The organism is Rhodococcus parequi (genome assembly GCF_046042785.1).
Taxonomy (GTDB): domain Bacteria; phylum Actinomycetota; class Actinomycetes; order Mycobacteriales; family Mycobacteriaceae; genus Prescottella; species Prescottella parequi.
The window spans coordinates 721,434-743,187 of sequence record NZ_JBDLNV010000003.1; the positions used below are offsets into that span (position 1 = coordinate 721,434).

21 protein-coding genes and 1 tRNA gene are annotated in these 21,754 nt (G+C 68.7%); 18 read left to right on the top strand and 4 right to left on the bottom strand.

The window, feature by feature from the left end; translation table 11 throughout:
• The first annotated feature begins 4 nt into the window (after positions 1-4).
• Complete coding sequence (locus ABEU20_RS11505; protein WP_420164535.1) at positions 5-1,030, top strand: TIGR03617 family F420-dependent LLM class oxidoreductase; 1,026 nt, start codon at positions 5-7, stop codon at positions 1,028-1,030.
• A gap of 8 nt (positions 1,031-1,038) precedes the next feature.
• On the top strand, positions 1,039-2,304 hold the full coding sequence (locus ABEU20_RS11510) for a hypothetical protein (protein WP_420164536.1): 1,266 nt from the start codon (positions 1,039-1,041) through the stop codon (positions 2,302-2,304).
• A gap of 63 nt (positions 2,305-2,367) precedes the next feature.
• Here the strand turns inward: ABEU20_RS11510 and ABEU20_RS11515 are convergent.
• From ABEU20_RS11515 to ABEU20_RS11525, 3 genes are all read right to left on the bottom strand, one after another.
• Positions 2,368-2,440: transfer RNA gene (locus ABEU20_RS11515), tRNA-Arg, on the bottom strand.
• 178 nt (positions 2,441-2,618) lie between these two features.
• Positions 2,619-3,344 carry a DUF305 domain-containing protein gene (locus tag ABEU20_RS11520; RefSeq protein WP_420164537.1) on the bottom strand — a complete coding sequence of 242 codons (726 nt, stop codon included), beginning with the start codon at positions 3,342-3,344 and terminating at the stop codon, positions 2,619-2,621.
• An 8-nt stretch (positions 3,345-3,352) separates the two neighbouring features.
• A complete protein-coding gene (locus ABEU20_RS11525) occupies positions 3,353-4,252 on the bottom strand; it encodes a DUF3105 domain-containing protein (protein WP_420164538.1) in 900 nt (299 codons plus the stop codon).
• A 168-nt stretch (positions 4,253-4,420) separates the two neighbouring features.
• On the opposite strand from ABEU20_RS11525, the gene argS reads away from it, so the two are divergent.
• From argS to prfA, 8 genes are all read left to right on the top strand, one after another.
• The gene (gene argS, locus ABEU20_RS11530; protein ID WP_420164539.1) at positions 4,421-6,073 is read left to right on the top strand and encodes an arginine--tRNA ligase; all 1,653 of its coding nucleotides are present in this window, start codon (positions 4,421-4,423) and stop codon (positions 6,071-6,073) included.
• Complete coding sequence (lysA, locus tag ABEU20_RS11535) at positions 6,070-7,491, top strand: diaminopimelate decarboxylase (RefSeq protein ID WP_420164540.1); 1,422 nt, start codon at positions 6,070-6,072, stop codon at positions 7,489-7,491. Before argS ends, lysA begins: the two co-directional genes overlap by 4 nt.
• Positions 7,488-8,801, top strand: a complete 1,314-nt coding sequence (locus ABEU20_RS11540) for a homoserine dehydrogenase (protein WP_420164541.1) — start codon at positions 7,488-7,490, stop codon at positions 8,799-8,801. The genes lysA and ABEU20_RS11540 overlap by 4 nt, the downstream gene beginning before the upstream one ends.
• The gene (gene thrC, locus ABEU20_RS11545; protein WP_420164542.1) at positions 8,798-9,901 is read left to right on the top strand and encodes a threonine synthase; all 1,104 of its coding nucleotides are present in this window, start codon (positions 8,798-8,800) and stop codon (positions 9,899-9,901) included. Before ABEU20_RS11540 ends, thrC begins: the two co-directional genes overlap by 4 nt.
• A 35-nt stretch (positions 9,902-9,936) precedes the next feature.
• Positions 9,937-10,869: a homoserine kinase gene (gene thrB, locus ABEU20_RS11550; RefSeq protein ID WP_420164543.1), complete on the top strand. Its 933-nt coding sequence runs from the start codon at positions 9,937-9,939 to the stop codon at positions 10,867-10,869.
• 327 nt (positions 10,870-11,196) lie between these two features.
• Positions 11,197-13,278 (top strand): transcription termination factor Rho, encoded by a 2,082-nt coding sequence (gene rho / locus ABEU20_RS11555; RefSeq protein WP_420164544.1) that lies wholly within the window; start codon positions 11,197-11,199, stop codon positions 13,276-13,278.
• Between the two features lie 206 nt (positions 13,279-13,484).
• Complete coding sequence (gene rpmE, locus ABEU20_RS11560) at positions 13,485-13,718, top strand: 50S ribosomal protein L31 (protein WP_005514015.1); 234 nt, start codon at positions 13,485-13,487, stop codon at positions 13,716-13,718.
• Between the two features lie 148 nt (positions 13,719-13,866).
• On the top strand, positions 13,867-14,946 hold the full coding sequence (prfA, locus tag ABEU20_RS11565) for a peptide chain release factor 1 (RefSeq protein ID WP_420164545.1): 1,080 nt from the start codon (positions 13,867-13,869) through the stop codon (positions 14,944-14,946).
• A gap of 10 nt (positions 14,947-14,956) precedes the next feature.
• Here prfA and ABEU20_RS11570 read toward each other — a convergent pair whose 3' ends face one another.
• Entirely contained in the window at positions 14,957-15,364 is a 408-nt protein-coding gene (locus tag ABEU20_RS11570) for an amidohydrolase (protein ID WP_420164546.1), read from the bottom strand.
• 142 nt (positions 15,365-15,506) lie between these two features.
• On the opposite strand from ABEU20_RS11570, the gene prmC reads away from it, so the two are divergent.
• The 8 genes from prmC (at position 15,507) to ABEU20_RS11610 (ending at position 21,730) form a co-directional block, all read left to right on the top strand.
• Positions 15,507-16,400 carry a peptide chain release factor N(5)-glutamine methyltransferase gene (gene prmC / locus ABEU20_RS11575; protein ID WP_420164547.1) on the top strand — a complete coding sequence of 298 codons (894 nt, stop codon included), beginning with the start codon at positions 15,507-15,509 and terminating at the stop codon, positions 16,398-16,400.
• Between the two features lie 33 nt (positions 16,401-16,433).
• Positions 16,434-17,093, top strand: a complete 660-nt coding sequence (locus ABEU20_RS11580; protein ID WP_420164548.1) for an L-threonylcarbamoyladenylate synthase — start codon at positions 16,434-16,436, stop codon at positions 17,091-17,093.
• Between the two features lie 57 nt (positions 17,094-17,150).
• Positions 17,151-18,332, top strand: a complete 1,182-nt coding sequence (locus tag ABEU20_RS11585; protein ID WP_420164549.1) for a glycosyltransferase family 4 protein — start codon at positions 17,151-17,153, stop codon at positions 18,330-18,332.
• 41 nt (positions 18,333-18,373) lie between these two features.
• A complete protein-coding gene (locus tag ABEU20_RS11590) occupies positions 18,374-18,838 on the top strand; it encodes a hypothetical protein (protein WP_420164585.1) in 465 nt (154 codons plus the stop codon).
• Positions 18,839-19,228: 390 nt separating this feature from the next.
• On the top strand, positions 19,229-20,008 hold the full coding sequence (gene atpB, locus ABEU20_RS11595) for a F0F1 ATP synthase subunit A (protein ID WP_044990771.1): 780 nt from the start codon (positions 19,229-19,231) through the stop codon (positions 20,006-20,008).
• Between the two features lie 70 nt (positions 20,009-20,078).
• Positions 20,079-20,330 carry an ATP synthase F0 subunit C gene (locus ABEU20_RS11600; RefSeq protein WP_005514006.1) on the top strand — a complete coding sequence of 84 codons (252 nt, stop codon included), beginning with the start codon at positions 20,079-20,081 and terminating at the stop codon, positions 20,328-20,330.
• Positions 20,331-20,339: 9 nt separating this feature from the next.
• Entirely contained in the window at positions 20,340-20,900 is a 561-nt protein-coding gene (locus ABEU20_RS11605; protein WP_420164550.1) for a F0F1 ATP synthase subunit B, read from the top strand.
• Positions 20,901-20,905: 5 nt separating this feature from the next.
• Positions 20,906-21,730 carry a F0F1 ATP synthase subunit delta gene (locus ABEU20_RS11610; RefSeq protein ID WP_420164551.1) on the top strand — a complete coding sequence of 275 codons (825 nt, stop codon included), beginning with the start codon at positions 20,906-20,908 and terminating at the stop codon, positions 21,728-21,730.
• Positions 21,731-21,754: the final 24 nt, after the last annotated feature.

Consider the following 21,754-nt stretch of genomic DNA (forward strand, 5'->3'; position numbering starts at 1 on the left):
ACGGATGAAGGTGTACACCGGAACCGATCCCGCCCTGAATCCGAGGGAGGTGGCCGACGTCGCGCGGCGGGCCGAGGCGGCCGGTTACGACGGGCTGCACGTCTCGGAGACGGTGCACGACCCGTTCCTGCTCGCGCTGCCGGCCCTGCTGGCCACCGAACGGATCGTCGTCCGGACGTCGGTGGCCCTCGCGTTCGTGCGCAGTCCGCTGCTCACCGCGTACACCGCGTGGGACCTGTCGAAGATGTCGGGAGGACGGTTCCACCTCGGTCTCGGCAGCCAGATCCGGCAGAACATCGAGGAGCGGTACGCGATGCCGTGGACCGCGCCCGCCGCGGCGATGCGCGAGTACGTCGGCGTCGTCCGGGCCGCGTTCGAGACGTTCCGCACCGGAGAACTCGTTGCGTACGAGGGAGACCGGTACCGGTTCACCCGGATGCAGCCGTACTTCAATCCGGGCCCCGACACGGAGACGCAGGTGCCGCCGATCTACCTCGGCGGTGTCGGGCAGCGCATGTTGCAGGTGGCGGGGGAGTGTGCGGACGGCCTCGTCACGCATCCCACCAACTCGGACCCGCGGTATCTCTCCGACGAATGCCTGCCCGCTCTCGCAGAAGGGGCGGCGACGGCGGGACGGTCGCTGGACTGCTTCGACATCGTCGCGGGACTGCAGGTGATCACCGGCGCCACCGACGCGGACGTCGCCGCGGAACGTGAACGCCGCCGCCGGCTGTTCGCGTTCCTGTACTCGACGCCCGCCTACCGCGGCGCGCTCGAGCGGCACGGATTCCCGGAGCTGCAGGGACGCCTGGCCGACCTCGTCCGCCGCGACGACTGGGATCGCCTGCGCGACATCGTGACCGACGACGTCCTCGCGACCGTCGTCCCGACGGCCCGCTACGACGCGCTCGCCGACGCGGTGCGCGAGCGGATCGACGGCGTCGCGCAGAGTGTCACGCTGGCGCTGCCGGAGAACCCCGATCAGGATCGTCGCATGGCGGACGTGGTCGCCCAGTTGCAAACCGGATAGGGAGTGGAATGAGTCGTCTCGCTCGGATCGTGCCGGTGCTCGCGGCACTCGTGTGCGGTGCCTTGGCCGGTCGGGTGCTGTGGTCGCCGCTGCCCGACGACTTCATCAGGGCGGAGAGCGCGCTGCCCGCCGTTCTCGTGGCGAACGGGACAGGTGTCGCGTGCACCGCTGTCGTCGCGGTGGTCGTCACCGCGGCGCTGGCGCGAAGGCGTTCGATCATGCTGGTGACCGCGGCCGCGGTGATCGGTCTGCTGCTGCTCGTGTTGCCGGACTTGGTGCGATACCCGAGCGACTCGGCGGTGCTTCTCTACTCGAATGCCATTGCGGCCGGTCTGGTTCTGGGCGGGGCCTCGGTGCTCGCGGCCCGCGATGCGAACGCGCAAGCAGCCCTTGCCGCGGGCACGATCGGGGCGTTCCTGATGGCCGGTGCCGTCGTGGACATGCGGCGCTTCGGCGCGAATGACGGCGGGTGGACCGCGTACGCCCCTCTGGAGTCCGTGGAGACTGCAGGTGTGGCGAGTCCGTGGCCGGTCATCGCGGCGGCGGTCCTGATCGTCCTTGCCGCGCTGCTCGACCGTAGAACGTCGTGGACGGCGCATATCGAGACTCGGTGGCTCGCGGTGGCGACCGCGCTGCCCGTCGCGGCCTTCGCGGCGAACTGGATCTTGATCGAGTCGGGAGCCCGGCCCGAATGGTGGTATCCGTACGTCGGTGTGACAGTGGCGCTGGTCGCCTGGCTTGCATGGCAGTTGCCCGGGCGTGACGGCCAGGTGGTGTTCGCGGGGGCGGCGGTTCTCGCGGCGGCCTCGGGAGGATCGCAGTGGACGAGCATCGGTTGGTGGTCCCTCGCGATCCCGGGCGCGTTGATAGCTGTGGGCGTCGTGGCGGGTCGCCGGTGGCCCGTCCCGGTGGTCGGCTTCGGACTCCTGGCTGTCACCGCGACGGCCTCGCTGGTGACATTCGAGGCGCAGGACGTCCCCGCGCTCGCCTACATGTTCCTGCTGCCTGTCGCCGCGGGATACACGGCCGGGTCGTGCCTTCCCACATCGGCGCCGGCTGCCACGGTCGGTCTCGCGCTGCCGTTCACCGTCGGGATCCCGGGCGTCGTTGCAACGGCTTGGATGGTGACCGAGCAGTACGCGGACTACGCGCCCGCGTCCGTCTTCGAGCGTTCGGTGTCGCTCTCCGTGCCCGCCGTTCTGGCCGCGGTCGCCGTCGTCGTCGTGTGTGGTGTGGGCGCGTGGGGGCTCCGACTGCGTTCGGGCGCGCGCTGAGCCCGCGAACGCTCCCCGGAAACGGCCGAAGGCCCCACTCTCGAAAGAGTGGGGCCTTCCGTGTGCCCCCGGCAGGATTCGAACCTGCGGCCTTTCGCTCCGGAGGCGAACGCTCTATCCCCTGAGCTACGGGGGCGCACCGGAAATCCGGTGTGCCAGTGGGCGGAGTTAGCGTAGCGCATTGTCGCCGATCATCCACATCGGCTGGTAGATCGGTGTTTTTCCCGCGCTTCCGGCGCATCTGCGGCAGAAGCAGACGGGGCGGCGCTCCCGCTGGGGGAGCGCCGCCCGGTGACGGTCGACGAAGCGAACTGTCAGTTCATCGGAAGCGGGGTGGCGTTCCGCTCCGTGAGCATGTTCGTGATGAGCGTCGCCTCACCCTGCTGGGTCGAGACCATCTTCTTCGCGAGATTCCGGACGGCCGGGACGTCGGCGTACTGCTCGGCGTATTCCATCATCGGCAGCCCACCCTGGTGGTGCCGCAGCATCAACTGCAGGAACATCACGTCGAGTTCGGGGCCCGTGGCCTGGCCGAGTGCCGCCATCTCCTCGGGGCTCGCCATGCCCGGCATCTTGCTGCTGTCGTGCTCCTCGGCAGCACCGGTCGCGGCGGAGCCGTGGCCCGAATGTCCTCCGTGCCCGCCGCTTTCGGTCATCCAGGTCATGTAGCCGTCGGTGGGCAGCGGAGCCCGGTCCCACAGCGCAAGCCACCCCTGCATCTGACCGACCTGGTTCTGCTGGCTGGTCAGGATGTCGAAGGCGAGGCTCTTGACCTTGGGGTCGGTCGACTTCGTCAGCGCGATCGACGACATGTCGATCGCCTGATTGTGGTGAACGGTCATGTCCTGGGAAAAGCCGACGTCCACCGAGTCCGCGGCGGGAGTCGGGGTGCCCTTGTCGTCGATCGGCAAGCGCGCGAAGAATCCCAGTGCGAAACCGATCGCGAGGACGCCGATCAGGCCCACCACGGCGAGCGCGGTCCGCTGACTGCGCCCGCTCGGTTCCGTCGCGGTCCGGTCCGGGCTGTCGATGTCGGTCATCGCGTCGATCAGCCGTTCCCGCCGACCGCAGGAGCGGGTGCCTGCTCCATCGGAAGGCCCGACGGCACTCCGGCGGCGCCGCCGATCTCGTTGGCATCCGGCGTGATGCCGCCGCCGTCCATCGGCACCGCGTCGGGGCCGGGCGCGGTCGCGTCGAACGGCGGCGGGTTGGCCGGGTCGAACGAGCCGGGGATCGTCGAGCAGCTCGCGCCGACCTCGGGGTACGCGTAGCGGTTGAGGCGCAGCGCCTTGATGAACTGGTCGATGCGCTCGTCGTCGGCGTTGTCGACCTTGAGCTGGTGGCCCCACGACTGCAGCGAGATCGGGGAATCCAGGCCCGGGTACGGCGACATCAGCATGTAGCCGTCACGCGAGCTCGCCCGCTCCTCGAGCTGCTTGCGCTGGCCGTCGTCGAGCTTGTCGGGGTTGTACGCGATCCAGACGGCGCCGTGCTCGAGCGAGTGCACGGCGTTCTCGGTGCGGATCGGGTCGGCGTAGACGGTGCCGGTGCACGTCGCCCACACGGAATCGTGGGGTCCGCCGAACGGCGGCGTCTGGTCGTACGCGACCCGCTGGGTCGACTCGACGTGGACGCCGGCCGGGTAGTCGATCTTGACGACGCCGTCGATGGTCGACGACGGGTCCTGATTGGATTCCGACGGCGTGAACTTCGCCACGGCCTGCTGATCCTGGTACTTCGGGAAGATGTTGACGGCGAGGACGCCGATCAGCGCCACGACTGCAATGACGGCGCCGATGGTCAGCCACGGAATCTGGCGCGACGTGCCGCCTCCGCGCTTGGATGCGGGCACACCACCCTGCTTCTTCTTGGCTGCCTTGATCGCCTTGGCTGACTTGGCCCCCGTTTTGCTATTGCCGGGACCGCGATTTTCCGAACCGCTGGGCATCGATGAGTGCTCTTTCGGTGATGGGATACAGGGCGTCCTCGAGGGGTAGGGAGCCTCCCCGGTCCCCATCAGGCTTCCCCACTGTACGTTCCGACCCTGAGGGAATCCTTGGAGACAGGGTGATACTGGGTAAACGGCGCGCTGGTCCAGGCAATAAGATGGACTCCTGTGACTCCAGCCGACCTTGCCGAACTGCTCCGAGGGACCGCCGCGAAGGTGCTCGCCGAGCACGGACTCGACGTTTCCGTACTGCCCGCGACACTGACGGTCGAGCGTCCCCGCAACCCCGAGCACGGTGACTACGCCACGAACGTGGCGATGCAGGTCGCCAAGAAGGCCGGTACGAATCCGCGTGATCTCGCCACCTGGCTCGCCGCGGCACTGACGGCGTCCGAGGGCATCGATTCCGCCGAGGTCGCCGGTCCCGGCTTCCTCAACATCCGCCTGGCCGCCGATGCGCAGGGCGCGATCGTCGCGAAGGCCCTCGAGGCCGGTGCGGCATACGGTTCGGGCGAGGCACTGGCCGGCAAGCGGATCAACCTCGAGTTCGTCTCCGCGAACCCCACGGGCCCCATCCACCTCGGTGGCACCCGCTGGGCCGCGGTCGGTGACGCCTTGGGTCGCATCCTGGCGACGCAGGGCGGCGACGTGACGCGCGAGTACTACTTCAACGACCACGGTGCCCAGATCGACCGCTTCACCCGGTCGCTGATCGCCGCGGCGAAGGGCGAACCCGCGCCCGAGGACGGGTACGCCGGCGCCTACATCGTCGACATCGCCACGGACGTGCAGAAGCAGGCGCCCGGTGCGCTCGATCTGCCCGAGGCCGAGCGCCACGAGACCTTCCGATCCATCGGTGTCGAGCTGATGTTCGAGCACATCAAGCGCACGCTGCACGAGTTCGGTGTCGACTTCGACGTCTACTTCCACGAGAACTCGCTGTTCGAGTCCGGTGCGGTCGAGCGGGCCGTCGAGACCCTCAAGGGCTCCGGCAACCTGTACCACGAGGACGGCGCCTGGTGGCTCAAGAGCACCGACTTCGGTGACGACAAGGACCGCGTCGTCATCAAGTCCGACGGCAACGCCGCGTACATCGCCGGCGACATCGCCTACTTCCAGGACAAGCGCGCCCGCGGCTTCGACCTGTGCATCTACATGCTCGGCGCGGACCACCACGGCTACATCGGGCGCCTCAAGGCCGCTGCGGCCGCGTTCGGGGACGACCCGGACACCGTCGAGGTCATGATCGGCCAGATGGTCAATCTCGTCCGCGGCGGTGTCGCCGTGAAGATGAGCAAGCGCGCCGGCACGGTCATCACGCTCGACGACCTCGTCGAGGCGATCGGTGTCGACGCCGCGCGCTATTCGCTGGTCCGCTCGTCGGTGGACCAGAGCATCGACATCGATCTGGAGCTGTGGGCCAGCACCACCAACGAGAACCCCGTCTACTACGTGCAGTACGCGCACGCGCGGCTCTGCTCCATCGCCCGTAACGCCGCCGACCTGGGCCTGAGCGCGGCAGACCCCAATCTCGGTCTGCTCACCCACGACCGCGAGGGCGACCTCATCCGCACCATCGGCGAGTACCCGCGCGTCGTCGCGAAGGCGGCCGAGCTGCGGGAGCCGCACCGCATCGCCCGGTACCTCGAGGAGCTGGCCGGCACGTACCACCGCTTCTACGACGCCTGCCGCATCCTGCCCCAGGGCGACGAGGAGGCGGGGGAGCTGAACACCGCTCGTCTGGCGCTGTGCGACGCGTCCCGTCAGGTCCTCGCGAACGGACTTGAGCTGCTCGGCGTCAGTGCACCGGAGCGCATGTGAACGCGCATCCCGCCGGCCCCCGGCACGCCGAGATCCAGCACGCCCCCGGGCTGCCGCCCCGGCCCGCGACGCCGTCCGAGATGACGACGCTGCCCGAGCAGGTGTGGCCGCGCAGCGCCGAGCGCGGCACCGACGGCATCGTCCGCATTGCCGGCGTCCCGGTCACCGACCTGGCCGAGAAGTACGGCACGCCGCTGTTCGTCGTCGACGAGGACGACTTCCGGTCCCGCTGCCGTGAGATGGCACGCGCCTTCGGCGGCGCCGAGCGCGTCCACTACGCGTCGAAGGCGTTCCTGTCCGCCGAGATCGCCCGCTGGGTGCGCGACGAGGGCCTGTCGATGGACGTCGCGTCCGGTGGCGAACTGGCCGTCGCGCTGCACGCCGGATTCCCCGCCGAGCGGATCACGATGCACGGCAACAACAAGTCCGTCGCCGAACTCGACACCGCCGTCGCGGCGGGCGTCGGGCACATCGTGCTCGACTCGATGGTCGAGATCGACCGGCTCGACGAGGTCGCGGCCCGTCACGGCGTCGTGCAGGACGTCCTGATCCGCATCACCGTCGGCGTCGAGGCGCACACGCACGAGTTCATCGCGACCGCGCACGAGGACCAGAAGTTCGGCTTCTCGCTGTCCGGGGGCAAGGCGATGGCGGCCGTCGAACGTGTCTTCGCGACCGACAACCTGCGCCTGGTCGGTCTGCACAGCCACATCGGTTCGCAGATCTTCGAGGTCGACGGCTTCGAGCTGGCAGCGCACCGCGTCATCGGTCTCATGCGGGAGATCGTCGACCGTTTCGGTGCCGAAAGGACCTCGCAGCTGTCGATCGTCGACCTCGGTGGCGGTCTCGGTATCTCGTACCTGGACAGCGACAACCCGCCGCCGGTCGCCGAACTCGCGGCCAAGCTCGCGCACATCGTCGCGACGGAGTCCCAAGCGGCGAATCTTCCGGTGCCGACCCTCATGGTCGAGCCGGGCCGCGCGATCGCCGGCCCCGGCACCGTGACGCTGTACGAGGTGGGCACCATCAAGGACGTCACCCTCGACGGCGGTGCGACGCGCCGGTACGTCAGCGTCGACGGCGGCATGAGCGACAACATTCGCACGTCGCTCTACCAGGCCGAGTACGACGCCCGCCTGGTGTCACGGGACAGCGACGGGGCCCCCGTCGTTGCCCGCGTCGTCGGCAAGCACTGTGAGAGTGGCGACATCGTGATCCGCGACGCCTGGATGCCCGATGATCTAGGTCCCGGAGATTTGCTCGCCGTCGCGGCGACGGGCGCATACTGCTATTCGATGTCCAGCCGGTACAACCTGCTCACCCGCCCCGCGGTGGTAGCAGTGCGGGACGGCGCCTCACGCCTAATCTTGCGTAGGGAAACTGTGGAAGATCTGCTCAGCTTGGAGGTTTCGGAGTGACCAGCGAATCGGCGCAGCGCGCCATCGGGGTGGCTGTTCTCGGCCTCGGGACCGTGGGCAGCGAGGTGGCTCGGATCATCCGCGAGCACTCGACCGACCTCGAGGCCCGAGTCGGCGCACGACTGGAACTGCGCGGTGTCGCGGTCCGGCGCATCGACGGTGACCGCGGCCTGCCGCAGGAACTGCTCACCACCGACGCCGAGTCGCTGGTGCTCCGCGACGACGTGGACGTCGTCGTCGAGGTCATCGGTGGCATCGAGTTGCCGCGCAAGCTGGTGCTGGCCGCGCTCAACGCCGGCAAGTCCGTGGTGACCGCGAACAAGGCACTACTCGCCGAGTACACCGGTGAGCTCGCCGAGGCCGCCGAGCGCCAGAGCGTGGACCTGTACTTCGAGGCCGCGGTGGCCGGTGCGATCCCGGTGATCCGCCCGCTCACGCAGTCGCTCGCGGGTGATCGCGTCGACCGTGTCCTCGGCATCGTCAACGGCACCACCAACTTCATCCTGTCCGCGATGGACGAGACGGGCGCCGACTACGCCGACACGCTCGCCGAGGCCGGCCGCCTGGGCTACGCCGAGGCGGATCCGACGGCCGACGTCGAAGGCTTCGACGCGGCGTCGAAGGCCGCGATCCTCGCGTCGATCGCGTTCCACACGCGCGTCACCGCGGGCGACGTGTACCGCGAGGGCATCTCGAAGATCACCTCCGACGATCTCGACGCCGCCAAGTCGCTCGACTGCACGATCAAGCTGCTGTCGATCTGCGAGCGGATCGTCGCCGCGGACGGCAGCGAGCGCGTCTCCGCGCGCGTCTACCCCGCACTCGTCCCGCGGGAGCACCCGCTCGCCGGCGTCAACGGCGCCTACAACGCGGTCGTCGTCGAGTCGGCGAACGCGGGCCGTCTCATGTTCTACGGCCAGGGCGCCGGCGGTGCGCCCACCGCGTCCGCCGTCATGGGCGACCTCGTCATGGCCGCGCGTAACCGGGTGCACGGCGGCCGCGGCCCGCGCGAGTCCAAGTACGCGCAGCTGCCGATCGCGCCGATGGGTGACATCCCGACCCGCTACTACGTGAACATGCAGGTGGCCGATCGGGCCGGCGTGCTGTCGGCGGTCTCCGCCGAGTTCGCCAATCGCGGCGTCAGCATCTCCACCGTCCGGCAGGAGGGCGCCGGTGACGGTGCGCGCCTCGTGGTCGTCACCCACCTCGCCAACGATGCGGCACTCTCGGAAACGGTTGCCGCCCTTGCCGAACTCGAATCTGTAACCGCTGTGACCAGCGTGCTCCGACTGGAAGGTACCTCCGAATGACCGGCGCCAACTCCAAGGCCGACACCAAGGCGACCCCCGTCCACACCCCGTGGCCGGGACTGATCGAGGCCTACCGCGACCGGCTCGCGATCGGACCGAACTGGAAGACCGTCACGCTGCGCGAGGGCGGCACGCCGCTGCTCCCGGCCGGGCACCTGTCGGAGCTCACCGGCTGCGACGTGTACCTCAAGGTCGAGGGCCTCAACCCCACCGGTTCGTTCAAGGACCGCGGTATGACGATGGCCGTCACCGACGCGCTCGCCCGCGGCCAGCAGGCCGTGCTGTGCGCCTCCACCGGCAACACCTCCGCCTCGGCGGCCGCCTACGCCGCCAAGGCGAAGATGGGCTGCGCCGTGCTGGTTCCGCAGGGCAAGATCGCGATGGGCAAGCTCGCGCAGGCCGTCATGCACGGTGCACGCATCATCCAGGTCCAGGGCAACTTCGACGACTGTCTCGAGCTGGCCCGCAAGACCACCGCCGAGTTCCCGACGATCGGCCTGGTCAACTCCGTCAACCCGGTCCGCATCGAGGGCCAGAAGACCGCGGCGTTCGAGATCTGCGACGCCCTCGGTAAGGCGCCCGACATCCACGCGCTGCCCGTCGGCAATGCCGGCAACATCACCGCCTACTGGCGCGGCTACTCCGAGTACTTCGCCGACGGCATCACCTCGGTGCGCCCGCGTATGCTCGGTGTGCAGGCCGCCGGTGCCGCGCCGCTGGTGCACGGTGCCCCGGTCAAGGACCCCGAGACCATCGCGACCGCGATCCGTATCGGCGCCCCCGCCTCGTGGGCGGGCGCCGTCGCCGCCAAGGAGGAGTCGAACGGTGCGTTCCGCGCCGCCACCGACGAAGAGATCCTCGAGGCGTACCGCCTGATCGCCGCGACCGAGGGCGTCTTCGTCGAGCCCGCGTCGGCCGCGAGCGTCGCGGGCCTGCTCGCTGCCCACAAGGAGGGCTGGCTGGATGCGGGCCAGACCGTCGTGTGCACCGTCACCGGCAACGGCCTCAAGGACCCCGACACCGCCCTCGCGGGCATGCCGGCCGTCCAGCCGATCCCGGTCGACCCGGTCGCCGTGGCCGCGGCGCTCGAGTTGGCATAGTGACCGCGGCTCCGGACACGGCAGTGGACCAGACGATGACACAGACCCTTCCCACCGGGCTCACCGTGACCGCGCGCGTCCCGGCGTCGAGCGCAAATCTCGGTCCGGGCTTCGACACGCTGGGTCTGGCTCTCGGGCTGTACGACGAGATCACGGTCACCACCACCGATTCGGGTCTCGCTATCCGAGTCGAGGGGGAGGGCGCCGACGACGTCCCGTGGGGTCCCTCGCACCTCGTGGTCCGCGCGATCGAACGGGGCCTCGAAGCGGCGGGCCTGTGGGCCGACGGGCTGGATGTGGTGTGCCGTAACGCCATTCCGCATTCGCGTGGTCTCGGCTCGTCCGCGTCCGCTGCCGTCGGTGGGCTGGCCGCAGCCAACGGACTGGCGCTCAAGGCGGCGCCGGAGCTGGCGCTCACCGCCGCGCAGCTGGTCCAGCTGTCGTCGGAGTTCGAGGGCCACCCCGACAACGCGGCCGCGAGCGTTCTCGGCGGCGCGGTCGTGTCGTGGAGCGAGCCGGGCGTCGACGACGCGACGCAGCGTCGGTACAGCGCCGTCCGGCTGCCGGTGCATCCCGACGTTCGCGTCGTGGTGCTGGTGCCGTCGGAGCGTTCGTCGACCGCGCTCACCCGCGGTCTGCTCCCGGAGACGGTTCCGCATCGGGATGCCGCCTTCAACGTGAGCCGCGGCGCGCTCGCGGTGGTCGCTCTCACCCAGCGCCCCGACCTGCTGATGACGGCCACCGAGGACAAGCTGCACCAGACGCAGCGCGCCCCGGCCCTGCCGCTCACCACCAGCTGGATCGCGAAGCTGCGCGATGCCGGTATCGCCGCGACGGTGTCGGGGGCGGGGCCGACGGTCCTCGCACTCACGGACAGGCCGTTCCCCGAGGCGTTGCGCCGCGAGGCCGAGGAAAGCGGCCTGCGCGTGCTCGAACTCGAGGTCGCAGACGGCGTCCAGGTGAACTGACGGAGCCCGCCCGGGATAGTTACTGCTCGGTTCTTGCCGAGTGAGGCATTCGCCGCTATCCTGGGCGTGTCCGTACATCGTGCGCTTCAGACGCCGGTGCTTCACCAGGGCACTCACTCCATTTCTTCGGGGTATTCCTGGCATGATCCTCACGCGCTTTTTCCTGCGCTGATCGATCGACAGCACCCGCCTCCTTCGGTGATGTGATGGGGACAAGGCCGGAATTCCATCCAGCGGATACGGCACATCCGAGTTCAGTCAGTCAACTGAATTGCGGGACGAACCCTCGGCTTTGCGCAGCGCGAGCGAGGGAAGGAAAGGACCTCCGTGACCGATACGGACCTGATTGCCACGCCTGTTCAAGATTCCCCGGCAGAGGCCGCGGGTGCCCGGGCGGGCGATTCTGCACAGACTTCCGACGCGGGGTCGCGCGAAGGCGCGGTCGCTGCGTCCACCAAACGCGCCGATTCCCGGCGCGGCGCCGGGCTGTCCGGCATGGTGCTCGCCGAGCTTCGTACGCTCGCGGGCGAACTCGGCATCAAGGGCACCTCGGGTATGCGCAAGGGCGACCTGATCGCCGCGATCAAGGAACGCCAGGGTGGCGGCGCTGCCGCTGCTGCGGCGACGGCTCCGGCCGAGGCGCCTGCGCCGCGCAAGGAGCGCGCCGCGGCCCGTCCCGAGGCCGAGGCTCCCGCGGCTCCGGCTGCCGGTGAGACTTCTGACGCCGGCGAATCCGAGCAGGGCGGCCGTCGTAGCCGCCAGCGTCGGGGCTCCTCCCGGCGTGCCGGTGCGCCCGAGTCGGCTGCGGCCGACGCCGGTGGGGCCCCCGAGGCCGCTCCCGCCGAGGCCAAGGACGCCGAGAGCAGGCAGGCCGAGACGAAGCATGCCGAGAGCAAGCAGGCCGAGCCGAAGCAGGCCGAGAGCAAGGAAGACGGCCGCGAGCAGGGCAAGGATCAGCCCGCCGAGGAGCGCGGCGGGCGCCGTGAGCGTGGCGACCGCAGCGAGCGCGGAGATCGTGGCGACCGCGGAGATCGTGGCGACCGCGGTGAGCGTGGCGACCGCGGTGAGCGTGGCGACCGCGGTGAGCGTTCGCAGGGCGGCAACGGACCCCGCGGCGAAGGCCGCGGCGAGCGCCGGGACGGCGACGACGAAGAGGGCGGTCGCGGCCGTCGCGGTCGCCGCTTCCGTGAGCGCCGTCGTGGACGCGACCGCGGCGAGGGGGGCGAGGCCCGCGAGGGCCGCGAGCCCGAGATCCGTGAGGACGATGTCCTGCAGCCCGTCGCCGGCATCCTCGACGTCCTCGACAACTACGCGTTCGTGCGCACGTCCGGCTACCTGGCCGGCCCGAACGACGTGTACGTCTCGATGAACCTCGTCCGTAAGAACGGCCTGCGTCGCGGTGACGCGATCACCGGTGCGGTCCGTGTTCCGCGTGAGGGCGAGCAGAGCAACCAGCGGCAGAAGTTCAACCCGCTGGTGCGTCTGGACACCGTCAACGGCGGCGAGGTCGAGGCTGCCCGCAAGCGCCCGGAGTTCAACAAGCTCACGCCGCTGTACCCGAACCAGCGCCTGCGTCTCGAGACCACGCCGAACATCCTGACGACCCGCGTGATCGACCTGGTCATGCCGATCGGCAAGGGCCAGCGCGCGCTCATCGTGTCGCCCCCGAAGGCCGGTAAGACCACCGTCCTGCAGGACATCGCGAACGCGATCTCGGTCAACAATCCCGAGTGCTACCTGATGGTCGTCCTGGTCGACGAGCGGCCCGAAGAGGTCACCGACATGCAGCGGTCGGTGAACGGCGAGGTCATCGCCTCGACGTTCGACCGTCCGCCGGCCGATCATACGTCGGTTGCCGAGCTGGCGATCGAGCGCGCGAAGCGCCTCGTCGAGGCTGGTCGCGACGTCGTGGTGCTGCTCGACTCGATCACCCGACTGGGCCGTGCCTACAACAACTCGTCGCCTGCGTCCGGACGCATTCTGTCCGGTGGCGTCGACTCGACCGCGCTGTACCCGCCCAAGCGTTTCCTGGGCGCCGCGCGCAACATCGAGAACGGCGGCTCGCTGACGATCATCGCCTCCGCCCTGGTGGAGACCGGTTCCACCGGCGACACGGTGATCTTCGAGGAGTTCAAGGGCACCGGCAACGCCGAGCTCAAGCTCGACCGCAAGATCGCCGAGCGCCGGGTGTTCCCCGCGGTCGACGTCAACCTGTCGAGCACCCGCAAGGACGAGCTCCTGATGAGCCCCGACGAGTTCGCCATCGTGCACAAGCTGCGGCGCGTGCTGTCCGGTCTGGACACGCACCAGGCGATCGACCTGCTCGTCGACCGGCTCAAGAAGAGTCAGAGCAACGTCGAGTTCCTCATGACGGTCTCGAAGACGGCTCCGGGTTCTCTCGCGGACTGATCTTCCCGACCTGTTCGACTCGTCCCCGTGCGCCTCGCGTCACGGGGACGAGTCGTATCCGGTGGGAATGATCCGGCGCGGGGGCGCGTTTAGGAGGATGCGTCCGCCTCTGGCAGAATGGGCGATCGCGTGACAACCACCATGTCCGGTTCCGGTTCACGGCCTCGAACGGCGAGGTCGACCCGGCGGCCATCGAAAGGGACACCATGAAGGCAGGAATCCACCCCGAATACGTTGCAACCACCGTCGTGTGCGGTTGTGGCAACACGTTCGAGACCCACAGCACGGCGACCAGCGGACGTATCAACGTCGAGGTCTGCTCGCAGTGCCACCCGTTCTACACCGGCAAGCAGAAGATCCTCGACACCGGCGGACGCGTCGCCCGCTTCGAGGCTCGCTACGGAAAGCGTGCCGGCAAGAAGGCCGCTGCCGACCAGTAGCTGTCCCGCCGACGCCCGTCCTGCGATTTCTGCAGGCCGGGCGTCGGCTTTTTTGTGCCGACCCCGAACCGCGTTTTGCGCACTTGCCGCGCCACGGGGGATCTCGACGACAACGACAAGTGCGCGAAACGCGAAACAGGAGCCAATCATGGCAGGGACGACTCAGCCGTCGGCGATCGACGACATCCTGGCCGAGCACGCGGGCCTCGAGCAGCAGCTCGCCGATCCGGCGCTGCACAATGATCCGTCGGCCGCGCGCAAGGCGGGCAAGCGCTTCGCCGAACTCGCCCCGGTCATGGCCACGTACGCGAAGCTCACGTCCGCGCAGGAAGACCTCGAGGCGGCGCGCGAGCTCGCCGCCGATGACTCGGCGTTCGCCGCAGAGATCCCGGCGCTCGAGGAGACGGTCACCGAACTCGACAAGACCCTCACCGACCTGCTGGCACCGCGCGACCCGCACGACGGCGACGACGTGGTCCTCGAGCTCAAGTCCGGCGAGGGCGGCGAGGAATCGGCCCTGTTCGCGTCCGATCTCGCCCGTATGTACGTCCGCCACGCCGAGCGCGCCGGGTGGCGCGTGGAGATCCTCGACGCCACCGTCTCCGACCTCGGCGGATACAAGGACGCCACGATCTCGATCAAGTCGAAGGGCGACGCCCGCGACGGTGTGTGGTCCCGCCTGAAGTTCGAGGGCGGCGTCCACCGCGTGCAGCGCGTCCCCGTCACCGAGTCGCAGGGCCGCGTCCACACCTCGGCTGCCGGTGTCCTGATCTACCCGGAGCCGGAGGAGGTCGAGGAGGTGCAGATCGACGAGACCGATCTGCGCATCGACGTCTACCGGTCGTCCGGCAAGGGCGGTCAGGGCGTCAACACCACCGATTCCGCGGTCCGGATCACGCACCTGCCCACCGGCATCGTCGTGACCTGCCAGAACGAGCGCTCGCAGTTGCAGAACAAGGCGCGTGCCATGCAGGTGCTCGCCGCTCGGCTGCAGGCCGCGGCGGAAGAGGCCGCGGACGCGGAGGCGTCGGCCGGCCGCCAGAGCCAGGTCCGCACCGTCGACCGCTCCGAGCGCATCCGCACGTACAACTTCCCCGAGAATCGCATCACCGATCACCGCATCGGCTTCAAGGCGCACAACCTCGACGCCGTGCTCGACGGCGACATGGACGCGCTGCTCGACGCGCTCGGCAAGGCGGACCGCGAGGCCCGCCTCGCCGCCGAGTAGTCCTGCGGCGTCAGCTCACGACGGTGGTGGCGACGCCACCCTGCGCGAGCACGCACGGTTGACCTGCGCCGTTGGTGTAAACCCCGTCGAGCACGGTGGTGACGACGCCGGGACCGGTGTGCGCGACGAACTCGGCGCGGGTGCCGGTGTTGGTGAGCGTCGCCGTCCCGTTCGCACCGGTGGAGTTGTTCACCCACACGACCCTGCCGCCTCCGGCGGGTGGGGGCTCGTCGACGCTGATCGCGAGCCGTCCACCGGGCAGGGGAGTGGCATCGGCGACACCCATCCCACCCGGGCAGATCGCGGGCGCCGGCTGGACGTCGAACGGTGCGGCGGAAGCGAGAGCGGGCCCGACGGCGACGGTGACTGTGGTGAAGGCTGCGGCGGTGAGAATGCGCGCCGCTGTGGCGGAGAACATGGGACGTTCCTTCGTCCGACCTCGGCCTGACGATGACCAGACCGGTCGTATTCTATCGCCGCAGCGCCCGGGCGCGACCGTACGCAAGCCGTCCGGCACCTATCCGTGCTGTGGCCGTGACCGACGTGGCAGGCTGTAGCCCGTGAGTCGACAACCCATCCGTCTGGCCATCATCGAGGCAGCCGCCGAGCTCGAGCGTGCCGGTGTGCCCTCGGCGCGAGTGGACGCCGAACTCCTGGCCGCGCACCTGCTGGGCGTCGAGCGGGGCCGCCTGGGGCTGGTGCCGTTGGTCGATCCGTCCGTCATCGACGAGTACCGCACGCTCGTCGCTCGTCGTGCGGAGCGGATCCCGCTGCAATACATCACGGGATCCACTGCTATGGGCAGCATTTCGCTCGAGGTGGGCCCCGGCGTCTTCGTGCCGCGCCCAGAGACCGAACTCCTGCTCGCCTGGGCACTGGCGCAGCTGGAGGCGAGCGGGCTGCGGGCCCCCGTCGTCCTGGATCTGTGCACCGGCACCGGTGCCCTCGCGCTCGCGATCGCCCACGCGAGGCCCGACGCAGTCGTGCACGCGGTCGAGCTCCAACCGCAGGCGCTCGCGTGGGCGCGTCGCAACGCGGACCGTCGGCGCGACGCCGGTGACACACCGATCACCCTCGTCCAGGGCGACGTCACCGATCGGTCGCTCCTCACCGAGCTCGAGGGCGGAGTCGACCTCGTCGTGTCGAATCCGCCGTACATCCCCGAGGGGGCGGTGCTCGACCCCGAGGTGGCCGATCACGATCCATACACGGCACTCTTCGGCGGTGCCGACGGGCTGTCGGTGATCAAGCCGATGATCAACAACATCGCGCGCTGGTTGCGGATCGGTGGTGCCGTCGGTGTCGAGCACGACGACACCAACGGCAGTCAGGTGGCGGAGCTGTTCCGTGCCCGCCGCGTCTTCGACCAGGTCGTCGAGCACCCCGACCTCGCGGGTCGGCCCCGTTTCGTCGTCGCGCACCGTGTCGCGACGGACGTCGAGGCGGCACGGTGAGGGCGCCGACGACGTGAGTGAAAGGATGGGTGCGTGAGCACTGTCTACGACTGCATGCAACCCGACAATCGTGAAGCCGGCCTGACCGCTGCGAAGAACTCGCTCAAGGCCGGCCGCCTCGTGGTCCTCCCGACGGACACCGTCTACGGCCTCGGCGCCGACGCCTTCGACGGCGACGCAGTCGCGAGCCTGCTGCGGGCCAAGGGGCGCGGTCGGGACATGCCGGTTCCCGTGCTGGTCGGTTCCTGGAACACCATCGACGGACTGGTCTACTCGGTGCGTCCGCAGGCGCGCGATCTGATCAAGGCGTTCTGGCCCGGCGGGCTGAGCATCGTTGTGCAGCAAGCTCCTTCGCTCGCATGGGACCTCGGCGACAGTCGGGGCACCGTGATGCTCCGGATGCCGCTGCACCCGGTTGCGCTCGAGCTGCTGCGTGACGTCGGACCGATGGCGGTGTCGAGCGCGAACATCTCGGGGCGCCCGCCGGCCACGACGGTCGACGAGGCCCGCGACCAGTTGGGTGGTGCCGCGAGCGTCTATCTCGACGGTGGGCCCGCGACCCACGCGGTGGCGTCCACTATCGTCGACCTCACCGGTGACGAGCCTCGGATCCTGCGCGAGGGCGCGGTCTCGACGTCCGACGTCGCCGAGGTTCTCGGGGCGACGCCGGAAAGCCTGCTGGGAGGCGCGTGACTGTGAGGAGACTCGTCAATCCCGGCTCCCGGCTCGTCGGCCGGTAGCGTCGTCGCAGTGAGTTCTGCAGATACTGCGGTGCTGGCGCTCGCCCAGGCAGGCAACGGCGCGGGCGTGCCCCTGCGCGAGTTGCTGCTCGTGATGCTGACGGCTGCCGTGGTCACGTTCCTCGGGACCGGCGTCGTCCGCAGGCTCGCGATCCGTTTCGGCGCCGTCGCCGTCCCGCGTGACCGTGACGTGCACGTCGAACCGACGCCCCGGCTCGGCGGCATCGGCATGTACGCGGGCATGCTCGTCGCTCTGCTCTTCGCCGGGCAACTCCCGGCGCTGACGCGTGGATTCGAGTTCTCGCAGGACATCACCGCCGTCCTGGTGGCGGGGTTCGTGATCGTGCTGGTCGGCGTGATCGACGATCGCTGGGGCCTGGACGCGCTGACCAAGTTCGTCGGGCAGGTGACCGCGGCGGGAATCCTCGTCGTCATGGGGGTGAGCTGGTACCTGATTCCGCTGCCGTTCGGTGAGAGCAGCACGGTGATCCTCGACCAGCTCCAGGCGGGGCTCGTCACCGTGGCGGTCGCCGTCGTGATGATCAACGCGATGAACTTCGTCGACGGACTCGACGGTCTCGCGGCCGGCCTCGGATTGATCGCCTCCCTGGCCATCTGTGCATTCTCGGTGGGGCTCCTGCACGACCAGGGCGGCGACGTCAGTGTGTACCCGCCGGCGATGATCGCGGCGGCTCTCGCGGGCGCCTGCCTCGGGTTCCTGCCCCACAACTTCCAGCCGGCCCGCATCTTCATGGGCGATTCCGGCTCGATGCTCATCGGGCTGACGCTCGCCGCGGTGTCGACCAGTGCGTCGGGGCGGATCAGCTTCACCGCCTACGGTTCTCGGGACCTTCTCGGTCTCCTGTCGCCGCTGCTGCTGGTCGGCGCGGTGATGTTCATCCCGATCCTCGACCTGCTCCTCGCGATCATCCGACGGACTCGGGCCGGAGTGAGCCCGTTCAGTCCCGACAAGATGCACCTGCACCACCGACTTCTCCAGATCGGGCACTCGCACCGCCGTGTCGTCCTGCTCATCTACTTGTGGGTGGCCGTTCTCGCATTCGGTGCCGTCGGCTCGTCGCTGATCGACAGACGGGTCGTGGTGCTTCTCGTCGCCGGCGGTCTGGTGTTCGCGCTGGTGGTCACCGCTGTGCCGTCCTGGCGCGGATTACGGCAGGACAGCCGCCGGTAGCCGGGGCAGCGGGGGAGGGGCACTGACGGTGTTCCTCTAACCTGGGTTCCGTGACTTCGACCCCAGAGCCCTATTCGACCGATCCCACGGCAGCACTCCGCCGTGGCCTTCGCTACGGACTGCTCGGCCTGCTCGCGCTTGCCGTCCTCGGCGTGATCATCGCGAGCCTGTTCGCGGGTGTCGCCGGACTGTGGGGTGCGCTGATCGGTGCTGCCGTCGGTGGTGGCTTCATCCTGTGCACGATGCTGGCAGTGCTGCTCACGGCCAAGCTGCCGGCCGTGACGGCCGGCGCCGTCCTGCTGGGCAGTTGGCTGCTCAAGATGATCCTCGCCATCACGGTGCTCGCGATTCTCGATCCCCTGGACTTCTACAACCGCCAGGCGATGGTGATCGTCATCGTGCTCTCGCTCGTCATCGTGTTGGGCGCCGAGACGTACGGGGTGCTCAAGACCAAGGTCCCGTACGTGACGCCGCGCGAATCCGACGGCCGGTCGGGCGCCGCGTGACCCCCGCTGACGGCCCCTCCGTGGAACGTGTTCCAGAGTTACGGGGGTACCCCGTCTACACAACGTCGTAGATGTCTTGATAGTCTCTGGGCCAAGCAAGTGTTCAGACGCCGGGAAAGTCCAGATCACCTGGTGTCCCGGTAACGCTTGCAGGTGACAGAGGTTGTCGGAGTTGTCCCGAATTACCGATTCGGGCGGAGCCGCCTCCAGTTGCCGAGTCGACGACAGTCGCCGACACCGACAGACGCCAGGACCGGTTAGCCCGAGTCTCCAGCTGCTGACGAATAAGCGAGCCGACCTGGTCGACTTGTTAGATCGTCAATGTCCGATCGAACCGCAGACAGTGATGCCTGCGGCCGACTACGGGAGAGACCGCTGAGCGTCACCTTCATGGCCGCGGGTGAATACCATCCGCCGTCACTCGATGATTTCTACCCGCCCGCAGTGCTGTTCGAGGGCACCATCTTCGAACTCGACCGTCTGATGCTGATCCGTCTGTTGATGTCGGCGCTGGTGGCAGTGTTCTTCATCATCGCGATGCGCAGCCCGAAGATCGTTCCGCGCGGTGTCCAGAACGTCGGCGAGTACGCGCTCGATTTCGTGCGGATCAACATCGCGGAAGAGATCCTGGGCAAGGAACAGGGCAAGCGGTTCCTGCCGGTCATCACGACCATCTTCTTCATCGTGCTGGCCAGCAACATCGCGAGTGTCACGCCTTTCCTGAACATCTCGCCGAACGCACGAATCGGTATGCCGCTCGTGCTCGCCGCACTGGCTTACATCACGTTCAACTACGTGGGCATCAAGAAGTACGGCTTCTTCAAGTACGTGAAGTCGAGCGTCGTGGTTCCGGGTGTGCCGCTTCCGCTGCACTTCCTGCTGATCCCGATCGAGTTCCTCTCGACCTTCGTGCTGCGTCCGTTCACCCTGATGGTCCGACTCATGGCCAACATGCTGGCCGGACACATCCTGCTCGTGCTGTTCTTCAGCGCCACGCAGTACTTCTTCTTCACCTCCGGAGGGTTCCAGGCGATCTTCGGCGTCCCGTCGATCATCGCGGGCGTCGCCATGACCTTCTTCGAGTTGCTGGTGATCGGCCTGCAGGCGTACGTCTTCGCGCTGCTCACCGCCGTGTACATCGATTTGGCGCTCCACGCCGACTCGCACTGACCACTCACATCGTTAGACCTGCCCCATTCGCCGACCGGCGGTGGGCAACAGAAAGGGAACGGAACACCACATGAGCGTTGCGCTTCAGGCAGTCGAGGTCCTCGCGCAGGAAGAGACCACCTTCAAGGGTCTCGGCGCTGTCGGCTACGGTCTCGCAGCCATCGGCCCCGGCATCGGCGTGGGTATCGTCGTCGGCAAGGCGATCGAGGGCATGGTCCGTCAGCCCGAGATGGCCGGCCAGGTTCGCACCACGATGTTCCTCGGTATTGCATTCACCGAGGCCCTGGCGCTGATCGGTCTCGTCGCCGGCTTCATCTTCTAAGAACACACCATGTCAACCACCATCGCATTGCTCGCGGCCGAGGGGGAGGAACACAACCCCCTCCTGCCCGCGACGTATGACATCACTTGGTCGATCGTTGCCCTGGTGGTCGTCGGGTTCGTCTTCTGGAAGTTCGTCCTTCCGATGTTCCAGAAGGTTCTCGCCGAGCGCACCGAGCAGATCGACGGCGGCATCAAGCGTGCCGAAGAGGCTCAGGCCGAGGCCAAGGCTGCGCTGGAGCAGTACCATGCCCAGCTCGCCGAGGCTCGCACCGAGGCCGCCCAGATCCGCGAGGAAGCACGTACTCAGGGCCAGCAGATCATCTCCGAGATGAAGGCACAGGCTCAGGAGGAGAGCGACCGCATCGTCGCCGCCGGTCACAGCCAGCTCGTCGCTCAGCGGCAGCAGATCGTGACCGAGCTGCGGGCCGACCTCGGCAAGACCGCGGTCGACCTGGCCGAGAAGGTCATCGGAGAGTCGCTCGCCGACGACGTCAAGCGCGCCGGAACGGTCGATCGCTTCCTCAACGAGCTGGACGCAGTCGGCGCCGATTCCGCAGCAGGAAAGTGAGCACCATGTACGCAGCGAGCCGTGAAGCCCTGACGCAGACCCGTGCTGCGCTCACCGCGGCGTTGGATTCCGTTTCCCCCGGCGCGGCCACTGCGGCCGCGGCGCAGGCCGGATCCGAGCTGTTCTCGGTGGTCGAGGTTCTCGACGGCCAGCGCACTCTTCGGAGTGCCCTGGCCGACGCGTCCACGCCTGCCGCTGGTCGACAGGGCCTGGCCCGCCAGGTGTTCTCGGGGAAGGTCGGCGCCGAGGCGCTGGCAGCCCTCGAGGCCGCCGCGGGCCAGGACTGGTCGAGCACGGCGGACCTTCTGAACTCGCTGGTCACGGTCGGACGTGAGTCCCTGCTTCGTGCCGCGGCGGATCAGAACCAGAGCGACACGGTCGAGGACGAGCTCTTCCGCCTCGGCCGCATCGTTGCCGGTAATCCGCAGCTGGAGCAGGTCCTTTCGGATCGTTCGACGCCTGTCGCCGGCAAGCGAGAGCTGCTGTCGAAGCTGCTGTACGGCAAGGTCACCGCGATCACGGAGGCTCTTGCCATCCAGGCCGCGGGTCGCCTGCGCACCGCCCCGGCGGACGCGTTCGACGAGCTGTCGGCTCTGGCCGCGGCCCTGCGTGACAAGGCCGTTGCGCATGTTCGCAGCGCCTCGACGTTGTCGAGCGAGCAGGTCGAGCGGCTCGCGGCGACGCTGACCCGCACCTACGGCAAGCCCGTCACCGTGCACGTGGAGGTCGATCCGGCACTCCTGAGCGGCATGGTCGTCCGGGTGGGCCACGAGGTCATCGACGGGAGCGCGGCCGGTCGCCTCGCTGCCCTGCGCAAGACCTTCAAGTAGCCGACGACCGAACACATACTCCCG

What these genes read in the sequence shown, in the direction of transcription:
- ABEU20_RS11610 (WP_420164551.1), top strand. Translation starts at nt 20,906, where the DNA reads ATGTACGCAGCGAGCCGTGAAGCCCTGACGCAGACCCGTGCTGCGCTC.
- ABEU20_RS11605 (WP_420164550.1), top strand. Translation starts at nt 20,340, where the DNA reads ATGTCAACCACCATCGCATTGCTCGCGGCCGAGGGGGAGGAACACAAC.
- atpB (WP_044990771.1), top strand. Translation starts at nt 19,229, where the DNA reads ATGGCCGCGGGTGAATACCATCCGCCGTCACTCGATGATTTCTACCCG.
- ABEU20_RS11570 (WP_420164546.1), bottom strand. Translation starts at nt 15,364, where the DNA reads ATGTTCTCCGCCACAGCGGCGCGCATTCTCACCGCCGCAGCCTTCACC.
- rpmE (WP_005514015.1), top strand. Translation starts at nt 13,485, where the DNA reads ATGAAGGCAGGAATCCACCCCGAATACGTTGCAACCACCGTCGTGTGC.
- prfA (WP_420164545.1), top strand. Translation starts at nt 13,867, where the DNA reads ATGGCAGGGACGACTCAGCCGTCGGCGATCGACGACATCCTGGCCGAG.
- ABEU20_RS11520 (WP_420164537.1), bottom strand. Translation starts at nt 3,344, where the DNA reads ATGACCGACATCGACAGCCCGGACCGGACCGCGACGGAACCGAGCGGG.
- ABEU20_RS11505 (WP_420164535.1), top strand. Translation starts at nt 5, where the DNA reads ATGAAGGTGTACACCGGAACCGATCCCGCCCTGAATCCGAGGGAGGTG.
- thrB (WP_420164543.1), top strand. Translation starts at nt 9,937, where the DNA reads ATGACACAGACCCTTCCCACCGGGCTCACCGTGACCGCGCGCGTCCCG.
- ABEU20_RS11525 (WP_420164538.1), bottom strand. Translation starts at nt 4,252, where the DNA reads ATGCCCAGCGGTTCGGAAAATCGCGGTCCCGGCAATAGCAAAACGGGG.
- ABEU20_RS11510 (WP_420164536.1), top strand. Translation starts at nt 1,039, where the DNA reads ATGAGTCGTCTCGCTCGGATCGTGCCGGTGCTCGCGGCACTCGTGTGC.
- thrC (WP_420164542.1), top strand. Translation starts at nt 8,798, where the DNA reads ATGACCGGCGCCAACTCCAAGGCCGACACCAAGGCGACCCCCGTCCAC.
- ABEU20_RS11600 (WP_005514006.1), top strand. Translation starts at nt 20,079, where the DNA reads ATGAGCGTTGCGCTTCAGGCAGTCGAGGTCCTCGCGCAGGAAGAGACC.